This window comes from Bacillus sp. LJBV19 (assembly GCF_017797845.1).
GTDB classification, from domain to species: Bacteria; Bacillota; Bacilli; order Bacillales; family Bacillaceae; genus Bacillus; species Bacillus velezensis.
In genome coordinates this window covers 2283289-2301042 of sequence record NZ_CP072563.1, presented here as the reverse complement: position 1 = coordinate 2301042, position 17754 = coordinate 2283289, and the positions used below count along the sequence as shown (strand labels likewise).

Genomic DNA, 17754 nt, shown 5'->3' with positions numbered 1-17754 from the left:
CACAAAGAGAAAGTAGGGTTTTAGCATGACAAACGCGCAAAAAGAATATCGTCAGGAAAAAGATTTCCTCGGAGAAAAACAAATTGAAGCTGATGTGTATTACGGAATACAAACGCTGCGCGCGAAAGAAAACTTTCCGATTACCGGATACCGCATCCACGAAGAAATGATTAATGCGCTCGCCATCGTCAAAAAAGCGGCGGCGCTTGCCAACATGGATGTAAAACGGCTGTATGAAGGAATCGGAAATGCGATTGTACAGGCCGCAGATGAAATTCTTGAGGGAAAATGGCATGACCAATTTATCGTCGATCCGATCCAAGGGGGAGCCGGAACGTCCATGAACATGAATGCCAACGAAGTAATCGGCAACAGGGCTCTTGAAATCATGGGCCATAAAAAAGGTGAATACATTCACCTCAGCCCGAACACACACGTCAACATGTCACAATCGACGAACGACGTGTTCCCGACGGCAATCCATATTTCAACCTTGAAACTTTTGGATAAGCTCCTTGATACGATGGCGCATATGCTCAGTGTCTTTAAAGATAAAGCGAAACAATTTGATTCTGTCATTAAAATGGGGCGCACACACCTTCAGGACGCTGTGCCGATCCGTCTCGGACAGGAATTTGAAGCATACAGCCGCGTGCTTGAGCGTGACATAAAGCGAATTAAACAATCCCGCCAGCATCTGTATGAAGTAAACATGGGGGCAACGGCCGTAGGTACGGGGCTTAACGCCGATCCGCGCTACATAGAACAGGTTGTGAAGCACCTGGCTGACATCAGCGGACTGCCGCTTGTCGGCGCCGGCCATTTGGTTGACGCCACACAAAACACTGATGCGTATACGGAAGTTTCAGCCGCGTTGAAAGTATGCATGATGAACATGTCGAAAATCGCCAACGATCTGCGCTTAATGGCTTCAGGTCCGCGCGCGGGACTTGCGGAAATTTCACTGCCCGCCCGTCAGCCGGGATCATCCATTATGCCTGGGAAAGTCAACCCTGTAATGGCAGAGCTGATCAACCAAATCGCCTTCCAGGTCATCGGGAATGACAATACGATCTGCCTCGCTTCAGAAGCGGGCCAGCTGGAGCTTAACGTAATGGAGCCGGTACTTGTATTTAACCTGCTTCAATCCATCAGCATCATGAATAACGGGTTCCGTTCATTTACCGATCATTGTCTGGCGGGAATTGAAGCCAACGAAAAACGTCTGAAGCAATACGTGGAAAAAAGCGTCGGCGTCATTACAGCGGTCAATCCGCACCTCGGGTATGAAGCGGCTGCGCGAATTGCCCGTGAAGCAATCATGACGGGGCAATCTGTAAGAGATCTTTGCCTTCAAAATGATGTACTGACAGAAGAAGAATTGGATATCATTTTGAATCCGTATGAAATGACAAAACCGGGAATTGCCGGAAAAGATCTATTAGAAAAATAAATTTTAAAGCAACAACAGCCGCCTTTTCACGTTTTTTAGTGAATAGGCGGTTGCCATACAAAGGGATGAGGCAGTATAGTATAATTTGTTATATCATTTGATGAAAGCGTTTTAGCTTTTTTCTTCTAGGGGGATTTTCTTGTGAAAGAGGCCAGATTGCCAAATTTATTGGAAATTATTATCTTATTATTCGGGTTTTTAGCACTTGTCTTATCGTTCACAGTGTTTTTAGACCTGCCGATCCAGCTAGCTCTATTAATATCCTGGTTTTTCGCTATTATTCTCGGAGTCAGGCTGGGATATTCATATAAAGACTTGCAGGATTCGATTGTCACCGGGATATCAAACGGTCTTGAAGCGGTGTTGATTCTTGTTTCGGTCGGTGCGCTCATCGGGACATGGATTGCCGGCGGCGTTGTGCCGACGTTAATTTATTATGGTTTAGAGTTTATTAATCCTCATGTTTTCCTGCTTGCTACACTGGTTATTTGTTCCGTTATGTCCGTTGCGACCGGAACGTCGTGGGGAACCGTGGGTACAGCGGGGATCGCCATGATTGCCATCGGAGAGGGAATGGGTATACCGCTTCCGATCGTAGCGGGAGCCGTTTTGTCCGGCGCTTACTTCGGAGACAAGCTTTCACCGCTGTCTGACAGTACGGTGCTTGCCTCCACGCTTTCTAAGGTGGATGTGCTGTCACACGTCAGAGCGATGATGTATCTGTCAATTCCGTCCTATATTATTACGGCCATTCTATTTACCGTAACGGGATTTATATACGGCGGAAAAAATATTGATCTCGACAAAGTGGAATTTTTAAAATCTTCATTGCAGAAAACGTTTGACATTCATATATGGATGCTCATTCCTGCTGTTGTCGTCGTTGTCCTTCTGATTTTGAAAAAGCCGTCTATGCCCGTTATTATCATCGGTGCTTTGCTTGGCGCAATCTGGGCTTCCGTCTTTCAGGGAATGAATTTTGCCAGTGCCATCGCAACTGCTTATAATGGTTTTTCTATTAAAACGGACGTCGAATTTTTAAACGGCCTGTTAAACCGCGGAGGCATTACCGGTATGCTGGATACGTTAGTCGTTATCCTGTTCGGTCTTGGTTTCGGAGGAATTCTTGAGAAGCTCGGCGTATTAAAAGTGATTGTCTCAACTTTTGAGAAAAAGCTGACCACACCGGGAAATGTAACGCTTTCGACATTGATCGTCGCCCTTTTAGGAAACATTTTCGGCTGTGCGATGTACGTGTCATTGATTCTGACGCCGAAAATCATGGAGAACAGTTATGATAAACTGAAACTTGACAGAAGAGTTTTATCCCGGAACGCAGAGGTGGGCGGCACGCTTACTTCAGGGATGGTGCCGTGGTCTGATAACGGCATCTATATGGCCGGCATTCTCGGCGTATCCACATTTTCTTATCTGCCGTTCATGTGGCTCAGTTTTGTATCTATCGGACTGGCAATATTGTACGGATACACGGGGAAATTCATTTGGTACACGAAAGAAAAATCCTTGCAATCTCAAAAATTGGGTTAGGAGGTTCATTTCATGATTACAAAGCATATGATTCGGACGTTAATGATTGAAACGCCGACTGTTCCCGGAAATCTCGGAAAAGTGGCAACCGCCATCGGAGTGATGGGCGGAGATATCGGGGAAGTTGAAACCGTTAAAGTCGGCCCGAACTACACAATGCGCAACATTACGGTGCAGGCTGAAAATGAAGAGCAGCTGCAGGAAATCATTCAAGCCATTGAAGCTCTCGGTGAAGGCATCCGTCTTCATACAGTCTCAGATGAAGTGCTCTCTGCTCATGAAGGCGGCAAAATTCAGATGAAAAGCAAAATGCCGATCCGGACATTGGCTGAGCTTGGCCGTGTTTATACGCCGGGTGTCGCCGATGTGTGCAGACTGATTGAAAACGAGCCTGAAAAAGCGTCCATCTATACGACAATCAGCAATTCTGTCGCCATTGTCACCGACGGCACGGCGATTCTCGGCCTCGGCAATATCGGCTCTGTCGCCGGAATGCCCGTAATGGAAGGGAAAGCCGCGCTTTTTGACCAGCTGGCGGGTATCAGCGGAATTCCGATTTTGCTCGATACCTCTGATCCGGAAGAAATCATTCGCACGGTAAAACATATTTCTCCGGGGTTCAGCGGAATTCTGCTTGAAGATATCGGTTCGCCTCACTGCTTTGACATTGAAGACCGCCTGAAAGAAGAACTGGACATTCCGGTTATGCACGATGACCAGCACGGCACGGCGGTCGTCACGCTCGCCGCCGCCATTTCCGCTTGTAAAAGCGCCGGTCTTGATTTAAAAGAAGCGAAGGTCGGTCAGATCGGTCTCGGCGCGGCAGGCGTCGCCATCTGCCGCATGTTTATGGCATACGGAGTCAAAGCGGTCTGCGGAACGGACAAGTCAGAAGACGCAATGAACCGCCTCGCTCAGTACGGAGGTCAGCCGCTTGGAAGCATCAAAGATTTAATGGACACGTGTGACATTGTGATCAGCACCACAGGAGTTCCGGGTCTCATTAAAAAAGAGGATGTCAGAAAAGGACACGTCATTCTGGCTTTATCTAATCCGAAGCCGGAGATTGAACCGGAAGAGGCATTACAAGCCGGAGCCGCTTATGCAGCTGACGGCCGTTCAGTCAATAATGTTCTCGGCTTCCCGGGGATTTTCCGCGGCGCGCTGAACGCCAAAAGCAAGAAAATCGACCATGAAATGCTTGTGGCGGCCGCAGAAGCCATCGCCTCTTGCACAAAACACGGCGATCTCGTGCCTCAGCCTTTGGATGCGGACGTGCATCAAGCCGTATCAGCAGCCGTAGAACGGGCCGCGGCAGGAAAATAAACAACTCTTACAGTACCGGACATGTGCCGGTGCTGTTTTTTTCATGAATAGGAAGCGGAATTCTTAGGCAGGCTAACAGATAGCAAAAGACGGAATAAAGAGGTGTCGATGTGGATTATTTTCCGCTGATCCATACAAATATTTGGGATGCTGTGATCGGCGTGCCGGTCGTCTTATGCGTCACACAGCTGATCAAAGTGTTCTGCCGGGTTCCGGGCATATTCGTTCCCACGATTGCTCTTGCTGCCGGAAATGTTGTGTCTATCGTTTTCGGTCATCATGAACACGTGTATGCGGGGATTTTTATGGGGTTTTTTTACGGATACGCCGCAATGGGGAGCTATTCATCTGCCAAAACGTCTCTGCGCGCTTACCGGTCGAAACATGAGCCGTATTCATGAACACATCTGGATTTTTTTGTTATGATAAAGAAAAGGGAAAAAGGAGTGATTGGCACATGGCGAAGAGCAAAACGAAAAAAATGCGGGAGCATCTCAAAAGAAACGGGATGCGTGACGCAGTCCTGTCAAGGGGGACGGCGCCGTCTTTCAGCACCCATGAAAGAGTGACGAAAACCAAAAAAGACAGGCTTGAAAGAATAAAGCATAAAAAAAGGAACCCCTATGATCACCGGAGTGATGACGGGGGTTCTTTTTTTATGCCGGAATCTCGCACCTTTCTATGATTTCTCTGTCATGTTTTCTCTTTTCTTTCATACAATCTACTAAATCAAGTCAATAGATTAGCGGGAGGAAAGCGGTATGAGAAAACAATCGTACAAAGAACTGTTTTTTCGCCATGTAAAGGATCATCTGTCACTTTATATATTTGTGTTTGTCTTGTTTTTGATGGGGGTCATTTTCGGGGCGATCATCGTCAACAGCATGACCATCACGCAGAAAGAAGATCTGTATTACTATTTAAGCAAGTTTTTCGGACAGCTGTCTGACGGAAAACATGCCGGCGCTTCAGAAATGTTTTGGCAGGCCGTCTTTCATGATGTAAAATATTTGGGGCTGATGTGGATTCTCGGTATTTCCGTGATCGGTCTTCCGGTTATTTTCATTATGGTGTTCTTAAAAGGAATCGTCGTCGGCTTCACGGTCGGTTTTTTAGTGAATCAAATGGGGATGAACGGGTTTTTCCTGTCATTTATTTCGGTTCTGCCGCAAAACATCGTTCTCATTCCGGCATACCTTATCATGGGGACATGCTCCATCGCTTTTTCCCTGAAACTGATCCGGCAGCTGTTTGTCAAACGCAGCCTTCATGACGCGCCGATCCAATGGTTCGGACGCTACGCCTTCGTGCTGATTCTCATCGTTTTCTTCTCGGTCATCGCCTCGCTGCTCGAGGCGTACGTGTCTCCGCTGTTTATGGAAAAGCTGTCATCACGCATATTTTAGAATAATTATCACAAAATAATACTTTTATTTATCAGTTTATAATAATTATAGTTGGAACTCTGCGCGTATTTTGTTATAATGAGTCATGGAATGCGGCGTAGGAGGGAAAGACATGGAAAACCGTATTGATCGAATTAAAAAGCAGCTGCACTCGTCAAGCTACAAGCTTACGCCACAGCGGGAAGCAACGGTAAGAGTGCTGCTTGAAAACGAAGAAGACCATTTAAGCGCAGAAGATGTATACCTCCTCGTAAAAGAGAAATCTCCTGAAATTGGTCTCGCTACAGTATACCGTACATTAGAATTATTAACAGAATTAAAAGTCGTTGATAAAATTAACTTCGGGGACGGCGTATCCCGCTACGACCTTCGCAAAGAAGGCGCGGCTCACTTTCATCACCATTTGGTGTGCATGGAGTGCGGAGCCGTCGATGAAATTGAAGAAGATCTGCTTGAAGACGTTGAAGAAGTGATTGAACGTGATTGGAAATTTAAAATTAAAGATCATAGATTGACTTTTCACGGAATCTGCCACCGCTGCCGCGGGGATGAAACAGAGTAAAAGCCTACGAACCTTTTCTGCCAGGAAAGGGTTTTTTGCTGTTTTTATGTATAAAAGCCTTTGAAATTGGCATAAGGTGTACTAACAGCCGCCAAAGAAAGGGTCGATCGAAAGATGGGCAGATTCTTAAAAACAGCCGCGGATACGATCAAAGTGTTTATACTGTTCACAGGTTTTACCGCGCTGTTCTATTATGCTATGATATGGGTGAATTCAGAGTATGAAAACTATCATCGGTACGATAAACCGGAAGGCTCCGCCGTCAAAGTGGCCAAAACGGAACATGAGGAGAAAGACGGCTGGTTCGGCCGATTGATCTTTTTTTACCAAAACGGGGAGTAGATCGAGAGTGAAGGATCAAATTAAGGATTTCATCCATTACGTGAGGGTTGAAAGAGGGCTGTCCCAAAATACGATGATGTCCTATGAGCGTGATCTGAAAAGTTATTCTCTCTTCTTAACTGAAAGCCTTCAGATCACTTCATGGAATGATGTGACCCGTCTTCATATTATTCAATATTTAAAGCATATAAAGGACTCCGGGAAATCCGGCAAGACGTCTGCGAGGCATTTGGCGTCGATCCGGTCTTTTCATCAATTTCTGTTAAGGGAAAAAGCCGCGGATAAAGATCCTTCGGTACATATTGAAACACAAAAAACAGAGCGGACGCTTCCGAAAGTATTGGCGCTTCACGAAGTTGAGCGGTTATTGGACACGCCTAAGCTTGACAGCCCGTTCGGTCTCAGGGATAAAGCCATGCTTGAACTGCTGTACGCGACCGGCATCAGGGTCAGCGAGATGATCGAGCTGAAATTATCCGACGTCCATTTGACGATGGGATTCGTCCGCTGCTTCGGAAAAGGGCGGAAAGAGCGGATTGTGCCGATTGGTGAAGCCGCTTCTCATGCGATAGAAGCGTACATTGAAAAAGCCAGAGGGAAATTATTAAAGAAAAATGTAACCGAAGCGCTTTTTCTGAATCATCACGGCAGGCAGATCAGCCGTCAGGGATTCTGGAAAAACCTGAAAAAAATCGCACTTGAAGCGGGGATTAAAAAAGAGCTGACACCGCACACGCTCCGGCACTCCTTTGCAACGCACCTGCTCGAAAACGGGGCGGATCTGCGCGCCGTGCAGGAGATGCTCGGACATGCCGATATTTCCACGACGCAAATTTATACGCATGTGACGAAAACAAGGCTGAAGGACGTGTACAAACAGTATCATCCGCGCGCTTAGGAGCCGCTGCCAGAGGGGCCGCGGCTTTTTTTGCCGGATTGGCGGAATACAGAGAAGGTTCTAATTATTTGAATCGGCATTGTCAACAAGAATGTAAACGGTTTATACTTGAGTTGTCTGACCTCTGTAAGCTACAATGGACAGATGGAAGAAAAGGAGGCTTTTATGATGTCTGAATACAAATATAACCGGGTATTTTTGATCGTAATGGATTCTGTCGGAATCGGTGAAGCGCCGGACGCCGCCGATTTTAATGATATAGGCGCAAATACGCTCGGACACATCGCAGAGCACATGAACGGCTTACATATGCCCCATATGGCGCAGCTCGGTCTCGGACTGATCGGAGACATTAAGGGCGTGGAAAAAACGGAGCACCCTCTTGCGTACTACGGAAAAATGCAGGAGGCGTCAAACGGGAAAGATACGATGACGGGGCACTGGGAGATTATGGGCCTCTACATTGAAAAACCGTTTAAAGTGTTCCCGGAAGGATTTCCGGATGAACTTCTTCAGGAACTTGAGCGGCGTTCAGGACGGAAAATCATCGGCAATAAGCCGGCTTCAGGCACGGCGATTCTGGACGAGCTCGGAAAAGAACATATGGAAACGGGTGCGCTGATTGTTTATACATCAGCAGATTCCGTGCTGCAGATTGCAGCTCACGAAGATGTCGTTCCGCTTGACGAACTGTACAGCATCTGTGAAACGGCCAGAGAACTGACGCTTGATCCGAAGTACATGGTCGGCCGGATTATCGCAAGACCGTTCGTCGGAGAACCGGGCAGCTTCAAACGCACGCCGAACCGTCATGATTATGCGCTCAAACCGTTCGGCCGCACGGTAATGAACGGAATGAAAGACAGCGGATTAGACGTCATTTCCATCGGCAAAATTTCTGATATTTATGACGGAGAAGGCATTACATCTTCCCGCCGCACGGTATCTAATATGGACGGCATGGACAAAGTGATTGAAACGCTCGGTGAAGAGTTCACGGGCCTGAGCTTTGCCAACCTCGTTGATTTTGACGCGCTGTACGGACATCGCCGCGATCCGGAAGGGTACGGAAAAGCGCTCGAGGAATTCGATGCGAGGCTTCCGGAAGTGTTTGAAAAAATGAAAGAAGACGATCTGCTTATCATCACTGCGGATCACGGCAATGATCCTGTCCATCACGGCACGGATCACACGCGGGAGTATGTGCCGCTTCTTGTGTACAGCAAAAAGCACAAACACACTGAACAGCTGCCGCTTGCGGATACATTTGCCGATATCGGCGCAACCATTGCGGATAATTTCAAAACGGAAAAGCCGGAATACGGAAAAAGCTTTTTATCAAGATTACAGTAGGGGGACTTTTTTTGAAACAAAAGATCGAACGTGCTGCTGCATTTATTAAAGAACACGTGAAAGAAACACCAAAGATCGGTCTGATTTTAGGGTCAGGGCTCGGCGTATTGGCCGATGAAATTGAAGGAGCTGTCAAGCTTACATATGAAACGATCCCTGATTTTCCGGTCTCAACGGTAGAAGGCCATGCCGGCCAGCTTGTGATGGGAACGCTTGAAGGCGTGCAGGTCATCGCGATGCAGGGCCGCTTTCATTACTATGAAGGCTACTCAATGGATCAGGTCACATTTCCCGTCCGCGTGATGAAGGCGCTCGGCGTTGAATCTCTTGTCGTGACGAACGCAGCCGGAGGTATCAACACTGAATTCCGCGCCGGCGATCTGATGATCATTACAGACCACATCAACTTTACGGGCACCAACCCGTTAATCGGGCCGAACGAAGCTGAATTCGGAGCGAGATTCCCGGACATGTCAGAAGCCTATAACAAAGAGCTGTCAAGCTTGGCTGAAAAAACGGCCGATGAGCTGGGCATTCCTGTTCAAAAAGGGGTGTATACAGCTGTTACGGGGCCGTCTTACGAAACGCCTGCTGAGGTTCGGTTTTTAAGAACGATGGGTTCTGACGCTGTCGGCATGTCGACCGTGCCGGAAGTCATCGTCGCCAACCACGCGGGGATGCGCGTGCTCGGCATCTCATGCATTTCCAACGCAGCGGCAGGTATTCTTGACCAGCCGTTATCCCATGAAGAAGTAATGGAAATGACGGAAAAAGTAAAAGGCGGCTTTTTGAAGCTTGTAAAAGCCGTAGTCGCACGATCTCAAAAATAAGTCAGCATAAGTCAGCTGTTTCTTCGGAAGCAGCTGTTTTTTTATGCCCTCAACACGAAACATTTTCCAGATAAGGCGTATAAAACCACCGGATTTGGAAAAAATAAAAAGGATTATGAAATGGAGGGCTTTGGAGATGAAACGTCTTATATCCACTTTGTTGATTGGCATTTTATTAACGGCATCAGCACCGTCCGCTTTTGCAAAGCCGGACGGAAAACATACATCGGAGCTCGCTCATGAAGCCAAAAGCGCCGTGCTGATTGAACGCGATACGGGAAGCATTCTTTATAACAAGAACAGCCGGGAGCGTCTGGCGCCGGCAAGCATGACAAAAATTATGACCATGCTTTTAATCATGGAAGCGCTTGACAAAGGGAAAATAAAGATGAGCGATAAAGTCAGGACGAGTGAACATGCCGCGTCCATGGGCGGATCACAGATTTTCCTTGAACCCGGAGAAGAAATGACGGTAAAAGAAATGCTCAAAGGAATTGCGATAGCTTCCGGAAATGACGCATCCGTCGCAATGGCGGAGTATATCGCCGGTTCAGAAGAGGATTTCGTCAGCCGGATGAACAAAAAAGCAAAAGAATTGGGATTGAAAGATACCTCCTTCAAAAACCCGACGGGACTGCCAGAAAAAGACCATTACAGCTCTGCTTATGACATGGCGAAAATGGCCAAGGAATTATTAAAGTATGATAAAATCACTCAATTTACGGGAACGTATGAGGATTATTTAAGAGAAAATACAGACAAAAAGTTCTGGCTCGTCAATACAAACCGGCTGATCAAATTTTATCCGGGTGTAGACGGCGTGAAGACGGGCTTTACAGGCGAAGCGAAGTATTGTTTAACCGCCACCGCTAAAAAAGGAAATATGAGGGTCATTGCTGTCGTTTTCGGAGCCAGCACTCCGAAAGAAAGAAACGCCCAAGTGACCAAAATGCTTGATTACGCCTTCAGCCAGTTCAAAACACACCCGCTGTACAAACGGGATCAAATCGTCGGAACGGTAAAAGTAAAAAAAGGAAAACAGAAACTGGTTAAGCTGACCACATCTGAGCCGATTTCTCTTCTGGCCAAAAAGGGAGAGAACATGGACAAAGTAAAAAAAGAAGTGAAAATCAACGGCAATGTAACAGCTCCGGTTAAAAAAGGAGAGGTGCTCGGCAGCCTCGTTCTGAAAAAAGACGGAAAGGTGCTCGTTGAAAGCCCGGTCACGGCAAAAGACGACATGGAAAAAGCGGGTTTTCTCACTTTTCTGAAGCGCACGATGGGGGATTGGACAAAATTTAAATAATCGTGGCGAACGGGCACTAGTTTTGTCATAGTGAAGGAATTGCTTTCCCGAAAATCGAAACACTCATTATCCGATCATATCAAGGAGGAATGAGCATGAGCCTTGGAATTGACTTTCATGTCAAAGAATCCGTGCTTTGTATTCGATTAACAGGTGAACTCGACCATCATACGGCAGAATCATTAAAACAAAAGGTTACTGAATCGCTGGAGGCTGACGGCATCCGTCACATCGTGCTGAATCTTGAAGATCTTACCTTCATGGACAGCTCCGGCCTCGGCGTGATTTTAGGGCGTTATAAACAAATTAAACAGCTCGGCGGAGAAATGGTCGTGTGCGCGATTTCGCCCGCGGTGAGACGTCTGTTTGACATGTCCGGCCTGTTTAAAATCATCAGGTTTGAACAATCAGAACAAAAAGCGCTTTTAACGTTGGGGGTGGCATCATGAAAAACGAGATGCATCTTGAATTTTCAGCCCTCAGTCAGAACGAATCGTTTGCGCGCGTAACAGTTGCTTCTTTTATCGCACAGCTCGACCCGACGATGGATGAGCTGACGGAAATCAAGACCGTCGTATCAGAAGCGGTAACAAACGCGATCATCCACGGCTATGAAGAAAACTGCGACGGAAAGGTGTACATCTCCGTTACGCTGGAGGATCATGTCGTCTATCTGACCATACGTGACGAAGGCCTCGGGATCACGGATCTTGAGGAAGCGCGCCAGCCGCTCTTTACGACAAAACCCGAGCTTGAGCGCTCCGGAATGGGCTTTACCATTATGGAAAACTTCATGGATGATGTCACGATTGATTCCTCGCCGGAGATGGGAACGACGATACGCTTAACAAAACACCTATCAAAAAGCAAAGCGCTTTGTAATTAAGGAGATTTGTTATGGATGTGGAGGTTAAGAAAAACAGCAAAAACGCGCAGCTCAAGGACCATGAAGTCAAAGAATTGATCAAAAAGAGCCAAGAGGGCGACCAGCAGGCAAGAGACCTCCTCATAGAAAAAAACATGCGTCTTGTGTGGTCCGTCGTTCAAAGGTTCTTAAACAGAGGCTATGAGCCGGACGATCTGTTTCAGATCGGCTGTATCGGATTGTTAAAATCCGTTGATAAATTCGATTTGTCCTATGATGTCCGTTTTTCAACTTATGCCGTGCCGATGATTATCGGAGAAATCCAGCGCTTCATCCGCGATGACGGAACCGTCAAAGTATCAAGATCTTTAAAAGAGCTCGGCAATAAAATACGCCGGGCGAAAGATGAACTGTCAAAAACATACGGAAGAGTGCCGACCGTTCAGGAAATCGCGGACCATTTAGAAATTGATGCGGAGGATGTGGTGCTTGCGCAGGAAGCGGTGCGGGCGCCTTCATCCATTCATGAGACCGTGTATGAAAATGACGGAGACCCGATCACCCTGCTTGATCAGATCGCCGATCATTCAGAAGAGAAGTGGTTTGACAAAATCGCCCTCAAGGAAGCGATCAGTGATTTGGAAGAACGGGAAAAACTCATTGTCTATCTGAGATATTATAAAGATCAGACACAGTCGGAGGTAGCCGAACGGCTCGGGATTTCCCAAGTCCAGGTATCGAGGCTGGAGAAAAAAATATTAAAGCAGATTAAAGTGCAGATGGATCATACGGAAAGCTGACCTTTTACGGGCCGGCTTTTTTTATTTGTGTATCGGTGGTAATTTATGGTCTTTTGCCGCTGATGAATGAGAACAAAAGTGAACCACATACTACATATATAACCACCCGAAAGATGGTGATGCAAGATGGAAAGACGAATATTTCTCAGACTTCGCCACCGCGTGAAGGCTCATACCGGAGATATCATCACAATCGGCGACGCCGCGCAGATCGCGGGACAGCAAAAGCTGAAAAAAAAACTGTCGGCACTGCCGCTGTATAAGGTCACGAAAAAAGACAAAAATATCGTCGTGCTGGACATCATAAAAGTGCTGAAAACCATTCATACCGCTTTTCCCGCGCTTGATGTACAGACTGTCGGCGGCGCTGAAACGATAGTGGAAATCCATTACCAAAAAAAGCAGCTGTCAGCCGTTTTATTCGTCGGTGTCTGGCTCCTGCTTTTTATCGGTTCATGTCTTGCCATTATGAATTTTCATGAAGATGTCAGTATGAGAGAAGTTCATATCGCCTTATATGAAATCATAACGGGCGAACGGAATGAATACCCGTATCTGCTTCAGATTCCATACAGCATCGGCCTCGGTCTCGGTATGATCGTCTTTTTTAATCACATCTTCAAAAAGCGCCTGAATGAAGAGCCAAGCCCGCTGGAAGTCGAGATGTTTAATTATCAGCTTGATCTCGATCATTATGTCGCAATGCACGAAAATGAAGAGACGATGAAAGATCTGCATGATCGTTAGCATTCTTTTCGTTATGTTTGTCGGGCTTGGCGGAGGGCTGACAGTGGGTGCGGGCTTTGTGGCTTTTTTAACCGTTATGGGAATCGTCCCCCGCCTTATGCAGCTGACAAAAACAATGCGCTTTGTACAGGCCTACGAAGGAGCCGTTATTTCAGGAGCTGTGTTCGGCGGCTGGGAAACCTTAAATATGAATCATTTTTTTTTATCTGAATGGCTGGCCGTTCCGGTCGGGCTTTTGGCCGGCATGTTTGTCGGCATGCTGGCCGCCGCGCTTACAGAAGTGCTGAATGTGCTTCCCATTCTTGCCAAACGGATCGGCTTCGGCAGCAAAATCATCATATTGCTGATGGCCATTGTGTTCGGCAAAATAGCCGGCTCTTTATTTCATTGGCTGTATTTTATCCATCATTCATAAGGAGGAACCGACGTGACAAACTTAAAAGAAAATTACAAAACAAAAGTGAAAGACTATCAGCCGAAACCGCCATATGTTTGGAATTGCGTCAAAGCCTTTCTGATCGGCGGTTTGATCTGTCTGATCGGGCAGGCTCTTCAAGACTTTTACATCCACTTTTTTAATTTTAATGAAAAAACAGCGGGCAACCCGACGTCCGCCACTCTTATTTTAATTTCCGCCCTTTTGACCGGATTCGGCATTTATGACAGACTCGGGCAGTTTGCCGGAGCGGGTTCAGCCGTGCCGGTGACGGGTTTTGCAAACAGTATGACAAGCGCGGCTCTGGAACACAGAAGTGAAGGACTCGTGCTCGGAGTAGCGACAAACATGTTTAAATTGGCGGGAAACGTCATTGTATTCGGCGTCGTGGCAGCCTATATCGTAGGCCTGATACGGTTTGCTTGTGAAAAACTGTTTTCGTAGGAGGAGAAAAAATGAAATTGACCGGAAAGCAAACCTGGGTATTTGAAAACCCGTTATTTGTAAATGCGGCGGGGACGGCAGCCGGACCGAAAGAAAAAGACGGCCCGCTCGGTTCGCTGTTTGATAAGACATACGATGAAATGCATTGCAATCAGAAAAACTGGGAAATGGCGGAACGTCAGTTAATGGAAGATGCCATCAACTCCGCTTTGCAAAAACAGAATTTGAAAAAGAGCGATATTGATTTGTTGCTCGCGGGGGATCTTTTAAATCAAAATGTGACCGCCAACTACGTCGCCAGACATCTGAAAATTCCGTTCCTCTGTCTGTTCGGCGCCTGTTCGACATCAATGGAAACGATTGCGGTCGCATCCGCGCTCATTGACGGCGGTTTTGCGAACCGGGCGATCGCAGCCACGAGCAGCCATAACGCGACGGCAGAACGGCAATTCCGCAATCCGACGGAGTATGGCGGGCAAAAACCGGATACCGCCACTTCAACAGTCACGGGGGGCGGGGCGGTCATCATCAGCCAAAACCCTTCTGACATCAAGATTACAAGCGCAACAGTGGGAAAAGTAAGCGACCTCGGAATTACAGACCCGTTCGATATGGGATCGGCCATGGCGCCCGCCGCTGCCGACACAATCAAACAGCACCTGCAGGACTTAAACCGCACGGCGGATGATTATGATCTGATTTTGACGGGTGACCTTTCAGGCGTCGGCTCGCCGATCGTGAAAGATTTGCTCAAAGAAGAAGGCTATCCCGTGGGAACGAAACACGATGACTGCGGTCTTCTAATCTATACGCCGGACCAGCAGGTGTTTGCGGGAGGAAGCGGCTGCGCCTGCTCCGCGCTTGTTACGTACACACATATTTTTAATCAATTAAAAGCAGGGACTCTAAACAGGGTACTCGTTATCGCGACAGGAGCGCTTTTAAGTCCGACAATGATCCAGCAGAAGGAAACCATTCCGACCATCGCGCACGGTGTGGTATTTGAGCGGGCGGGAGGTGCATCATAAATGGAATATCTGTTGGCTTTTGTTTGCGGGGGAATCATATGCATTATCGGTCAGCTGCTGCTTGACATTTTTAAACTGACACCCGCCCATGTAATGACAACTTTTGTCGTCATCGGCGCCTTGTTAGATGGGTTCGGAATATATGACAAATTTATCGAATTCGCTGGCGCGGGCGCGACGGTTCCCATCGTCAGCTTCGGTCACAGCTTATTGCACGGCGCCATGCATCAAGCTCACGAGCATGGATTTATCGGGATCGCCATGGGGATTTTTGAACTTACTTCCGCCGGTATATCTTCAGCGATTTTATTCGCTTTTCTTGTAGCCGTTATTTTTAAACCGAAAGGATAATGCCTGATGACGAAACGGAAGGTCATTCTTGTGACAGACGGGGACGTATACGCCGCCAAAACAATTGAATATGCCGCGGAACAAGCAGGCGGACGGTGTATTTCCCAATCAAAAGGCAATCCGTCAACGAGAAGCGGCCCCGAACTTGTTCAGCTGATTAAAGCCGCGCCGAATGACCCGGTGTTTGTCATGTTTGACGATTCAGGCCTGCAAGGGGAAGGGCCGGGCGAAACGGCGCTGAAATATGTCGCCTCACATCAGGATATTGAAGTGCTGGGGGTGATTGCGGTCGCTTCTAAGACCCATCAGGCTGAATGGACGAAAGTCGATGTCTCCATTGACCGTGATGGAGAAGTGACGGAGTTTGGCGTCGATAAAACCGGAATGAGAGAAATGGACGAGCACAGAATGAACGGAGATACGGTGTATTGTCTGGATAAATTGGACGTTCCCCTCATTGTGGGCATCGGCGACATAGGAAAGATGGGGAGAAAAGATGACATATCCAAAGGCTCGCCGATTACGATGAAGGCGGTCGAATTCATTTTAGAAAGGAGCGAAAGCCATGCCGGAAAAACCGGAAAACATGATCAAGGTGTACCGGGATCCTAGAAAAAATGAACAATTTTTTAAAGACCGCGTCGGTATGGGAACGAGCTATGATGTCGGCGTCCGCAAAGTTCGAGTATTAGACCGGGAAGTCCAGATTTACTTTGTCAACGGATTAACCGATACTTTATTTATCATTCATTTAATGGAACAGCTCGTCGACGTCAATAATTATGACGAGAATGCGGATGAAGCGATTGACGTTGTTGAAAACAGGCTTGTCAATCAGCAGGTCCAAAAAGTCAAAACGCTCGACGAAGCAACGGATCAAGTGCTTTCCGGACTTGTGGCCGTTATCGTTGAAGGCGCGGGCTTCGCTTTCGTCGTCGACGTCAGAAGTTACCCCGGACGCACACCTGAAGAACCGGATACGGAAAAGGTCGTCCGCGGGGCAAGAGACGGTTTTATCGAAAATATCGTCATTAATACAGCATTGATCAGAAGACGAATCAGGGACGAAAGGCTCCGCGTCAAAATTACGAAAGTCGGCGAGCGCTCTAAGACCGATCTTGCGATTGTGTATATAGAAGACATCGCGGACCCGGACCTTGTCAGCATCGTCGAAAACGAAGTGAATGCGATTGACATTGACGGATTGACGATGGCTGATAAAACGGTGGAGGAATTCATCGTCAAACAGGGCTACAACCCGTTTCCGATGGTCAGATACACGGAGCGGCCGGATGTGGCCGCCAATCACATTTTAGAAGGGCACGTCATCATCGTCGTTGATACGTCACCGAGCGTGATCATAACGCCGACCACGATTTTTCACCATGTTCAGCATGCGGAAGAATACAGGCAGGCGCCTTCAGTGGGAACATTTTTAAGATGGATCAGGTTCTTCGGTATTATCGCTTCAACTGTTCTGCTTCCGATCTGGTTCCTCTTTGTTCTCGAACCGTCTCTTCTGCCTGAAAGATTGGATTTTATCGGTTTAAATAAAAATACGCATATCCCGATCATTCTGCAAATCTTTTTAGCCGATTTGGGGATTGAGTTTCTCAGGATGGCCGCGATCCATACGCCGACCGCTTTATCCACCGCCATGGGTCTGATTGCGGCGGTGCTGATCGGTCAAATCGCCATAGCGGTGGGGCTGTTTTCAGCAGAAGTGATTCTGTACGTATCGATCGCCGCCATCGGATCATTTACCACGCCGAGCTATGAGCTCAGCCTCGCCAATAAAATGATACGCCTCATCTTAATGGTGCTCGTGGCCATTTTCCAAGTGAAAGGCTTTGTGATAGGCTTTACATTGCTGCTGATCATAATGGTAAATATCCGCTCGTTTCACACGCCGTATTTATGGCCGTTTTTACCGTTTAACGGCAAGGCGCTGTGGCAGGTGCTCGTCCGGACGACAGTGCCGGGAGCGAAAGTCAGACCGAGCATTGTTCACCCGAAAGACCGTCAAAGACAGCCAAGCGGTTCATAATCGCATTGAAAC

At 47.5% G+C, this 17754-nt stretch carries 22 protein-coding genes; all 22 read left to right on the top strand.

Features of this window, described 5'->3' with window-relative positions:
* Window positions 1-25 precede the first annotated feature (25 nt).
* The 22 genes from aspA (at window position 26) to J6600_RS11010 (ending at window position 17742) form a co-directional block, all read left to right on the top strand.
* Window positions 26-1453: an aspartate ammonia-lyase gene (gene aspA / locus J6600_RS11115; RefSeq protein ID WP_003153322.1), complete on the top strand. Its 1428-nt coding sequence runs from the start codon at window positions 26-28 to the stop codon at window positions 1451-1453.
* A 141-nt stretch (window positions 1454-1594) separates the two neighbouring features.
* On the top strand, window positions 1595-3001 hold the full coding sequence (gene nhaC, locus J6600_RS11110) for a Na+/H+ antiporter NhaC (protein WP_021494261.1): 1407 nt from the start codon (window positions 1595-1597) through the stop codon (window positions 2999-3001).
* Window positions 3002-3013: 12 nt separating this feature from the next.
* Window positions 3014-4327 (top strand): NAD-dependent malic enzyme, encoded by a 1314-nt coding sequence (locus tag J6600_RS11105; protein WP_070082058.1) that lies wholly within the window; start codon window positions 3014-3016, stop codon window positions 4325-4327.
* A gap of 110 nt (window positions 4328-4437) precedes the next feature.
* Entirely contained in the window at window positions 4438-4728 is a 291-nt protein-coding gene (locus J6600_RS11100) for a hypothetical protein (RefSeq protein WP_003153325.1), read from the top strand.
* A gap of 56 nt (window positions 4729-4784) precedes the next feature.
* A complete protein-coding gene (locus J6600_RS11095; RefSeq protein ID WP_029973632.1) occupies window positions 4785-5012 on the top strand; it encodes a hypothetical protein in 228 nt (75 codons plus the stop codon).
* A 76-nt stretch (window positions 5013-5088) separates the two neighbouring features.
* Window positions 5089-5733, top strand: a complete 645-nt coding sequence (gene spoIIM / locus J6600_RS11090; RefSeq protein WP_007409404.1) for a stage II sporulation protein M — start codon at window positions 5089-5091, stop codon at window positions 5731-5733.
* A gap of 112 nt (window positions 5734-5845) precedes the next feature.
* Window positions 5846-6295, top strand: a complete 450-nt coding sequence (gene fur, locus J6600_RS11085; RefSeq protein ID WP_003153330.1) for a ferric iron uptake transcriptional regulator — start codon at window positions 5846-5848, stop codon at window positions 6293-6295.
* Window positions 6296-6409: 114 nt separating this feature from the next.
* Entirely contained in the window at window positions 6410-6637 is a 228-nt protein-coding gene (locus J6600_RS11080) for a YqzK family protein (RefSeq protein WP_003153331.1), read from the top strand.
* A gap of 7 nt (window positions 6638-6644) precedes the next feature.
* Window positions 6645-7535, top strand: coding sequence for a site-specific tyrosine recombinase XerD (xerD, locus tag J6600_RS11075; RefSeq protein WP_007612347.1), 891 nt, complete (start codon window positions 6645-6647; stop codon window positions 7533-7535).
* A 168-nt stretch (window positions 7536-7703) separates the two neighbouring features.
* Window positions 7704-8888: a phosphopentomutase gene (deoB, locus tag J6600_RS11070; protein WP_015417748.1), complete on the top strand. Its 1185-nt coding sequence runs from the start codon at window positions 7704-7706 to the stop codon at window positions 8886-8888.
* An 11-nt stretch (window positions 8889-8899) separates the two neighbouring features.
* Window positions 8900-9718, top strand: a complete 819-nt coding sequence (locus J6600_RS11065; protein ID WP_209387401.1) for a purine-nucleoside phosphorylase — start codon at window positions 8900-8902, stop codon at window positions 9716-9718.
* Between the two features lie 136 nt (window positions 9719-9854).
* Window positions 9855-11024: a D-alanyl-D-alanine carboxypeptidase family protein gene (locus tag J6600_RS11060; RefSeq protein ID WP_021494259.1), complete on the top strand. Its 1170-nt coding sequence runs from the start codon at window positions 9855-9857 to the stop codon at window positions 11022-11024.
* Window positions 11025-11119: 95 nt separating this feature from the next.
* Window positions 11120-11473 carry an anti-sigma F factor antagonist gene (spoIIAA, locus tag J6600_RS11055; RefSeq protein ID WP_007409411.1) on the top strand — a complete coding sequence of 118 codons (354 nt, stop codon included), beginning with the start codon at window positions 11120-11122 and terminating at the stop codon, window positions 11471-11473.
* On the top strand, window positions 11470-11910 hold the full coding sequence (gene spoIIAB / locus J6600_RS11050) for an anti-sigma F factor (protein ID WP_003153347.1): 441 nt from the start codon (window positions 11470-11472) through the stop codon (window positions 11908-11910). Before spoIIAA ends, spoIIAB begins: the two co-directional genes overlap by 4 nt.
* An 11-nt stretch (window positions 11911-11921) precedes the next feature.
* A complete protein-coding gene (gene sigF, locus J6600_RS11045; RefSeq protein WP_003153348.1) occupies window positions 11922-12689 on the top strand; it encodes an RNA polymerase sporulation sigma factor SigF in 768 nt (255 codons plus the stop codon).
* Between the two features lie 126 nt (window positions 12690-12815).
* A complete protein-coding gene (locus tag J6600_RS11040) occupies window positions 12816-13436 on the top strand; it encodes a stage V sporulation protein AA (protein WP_007409412.1) in 621 nt (206 codons plus the stop codon).
* Window positions 13426-13851 (top strand): stage V sporulation protein AB, encoded by a 426-nt coding sequence (locus J6600_RS11035; protein ID WP_014418289.1) that lies wholly within the window; start codon window positions 13426-13428, stop codon window positions 13849-13851. Before J6600_RS11040 ends, J6600_RS11035 begins: the two co-directional genes overlap by 11 nt.
* A gap of 12 nt (window positions 13852-13863) precedes the next feature.
* Window positions 13864-14316 (top strand): stage V sporulation protein AC, encoded by a 453-nt coding sequence (spoVAC, locus tag J6600_RS11030; RefSeq protein WP_007612334.1) that lies wholly within the window; start codon window positions 13864-13866, stop codon window positions 14314-14316.
* A gap of 11 nt (window positions 14317-14327) precedes the next feature.
* Entirely contained in the window at window positions 14328-15344 is a 1017-nt protein-coding gene (gene spoVAD / locus J6600_RS11025) for a stage V sporulation protein AD (RefSeq protein ID WP_209387400.1), read from the top strand.
* A complete protein-coding gene (spoVAE, locus tag J6600_RS11020) occupies window positions 15345-15695 on the top strand; it encodes a stage V sporulation protein AE (RefSeq protein ID WP_007409415.1) in 351 nt (116 codons plus the stop codon).
* A 3-nt stretch (window positions 15696-15698) separates the two neighbouring features.
* Window positions 15699-16307 carry a stage V sporulation protein SpoVABEA gene (spoVAEA, locus tag J6600_RS11015; protein WP_087920769.1) on the top strand — a complete coding sequence of 203 codons (609 nt, stop codon included), beginning with the start codon at window positions 15699-15701 and terminating at the stop codon, window positions 16305-16307.
* A complete protein-coding gene (locus J6600_RS11010) occupies window positions 16261-17742 on the top strand; it encodes a spore germination protein (RefSeq protein WP_209387399.1) in 1482 nt (493 codons plus the stop codon). The genes spoVAEA and J6600_RS11010 overlap by 47 nt, the downstream gene beginning before the upstream one ends.
* Window positions 17743-17754: the final 12 nt, after the last annotated feature.

Coding starts and splice junctions, on each gene's coding strand:
- aspA (WP_003153322.1), top strand. CDS start 26: ATGACAAACGCGCAAAAAGAATATCGTCAGGAAAAAGATTTCCTCGGA.
- J6600_RS11105 (WP_070082058.1), top strand. CDS start 3,014: ATGATTACAAAGCATATGATTCGGACGTTAATGATTGAAACGCCGACT.
- J6600_RS11095 (WP_029973632.1), top strand. CDS start 4,785: ATGGCGAAGAGCAAAACGAAAAAAATGCGGGAGCATCTCAAAAGAAAC.
- spoIIM (WP_007409404.1), top strand. CDS start 5,089: ATGAGAAAACAATCGTACAAAGAACTGTTTTTTCGCCATGTAAAGGAT.
- fur (WP_003153330.1), top strand. CDS start 5,846: ATGGAAAACCGTATTGATCGAATTAAAAAGCAGCTGCACTCGTCAAGC.
- J6600_RS11080 (WP_003153331.1), top strand. CDS start 6,410: ATGGGCAGATTCTTAAAAACAGCCGCGGATACGATCAAAGTGTTTATA.
- deoB (WP_015417748.1), top strand. CDS start 7,704: ATGTCTGAATACAAATATAACCGGGTATTTTTGATCGTAATGGATTCT.
- J6600_RS11060 (WP_021494259.1), top strand. CDS start 9,855: ATGAAACGTCTTATATCCACTTTGTTGATTGGCATTTTATTAACGGCA.
- spoIIAA (WP_007409411.1), top strand. CDS start 11,120: ATGAGCCTTGGAATTGACTTTCATGTCAAAGAATCCGTGCTTTGTATT.
- spoIIAB (WP_003153347.1), top strand. CDS start 11,470: ATGAAAAACGAGATGCATCTTGAATTTTCAGCCCTCAGTCAGAACGAA.
- sigF (WP_003153348.1), top strand. CDS start 11,922: ATGGATGTGGAGGTTAAGAAAAACAGCAAAAACGCGCAGCTCAAGGAC.
- J6600_RS11040 (WP_007409412.1), top strand. CDS start 12,816: ATGGAAAGACGAATATTTCTCAGACTTCGCCACCGCGTGAAGGCTCAT.
- J6600_RS11035 (WP_014418289.1), top strand. CDS start 13,426: ATGATCGTTAGCATTCTTTTCGTTATGTTTGTCGGGCTTGGCGGAGGG.
- spoVAD (WP_209387400.1), top strand. CDS start 14,328: ATGAAATTGACCGGAAAGCAAACCTGGGTATTTGAAAACCCGTTATTT.
- spoVAE (WP_007409415.1), top strand. CDS start 15,345: ATGGAATATCTGTTGGCTTTTGTTTGCGGGGGAATCATATGCATTATC.
- J6600_RS11010 (WP_209387399.1), top strand. CDS start 16,261: ATGCCGGAAAAACCGGAAAACATGATCAAGGTGTACCGGGATCCTAGA.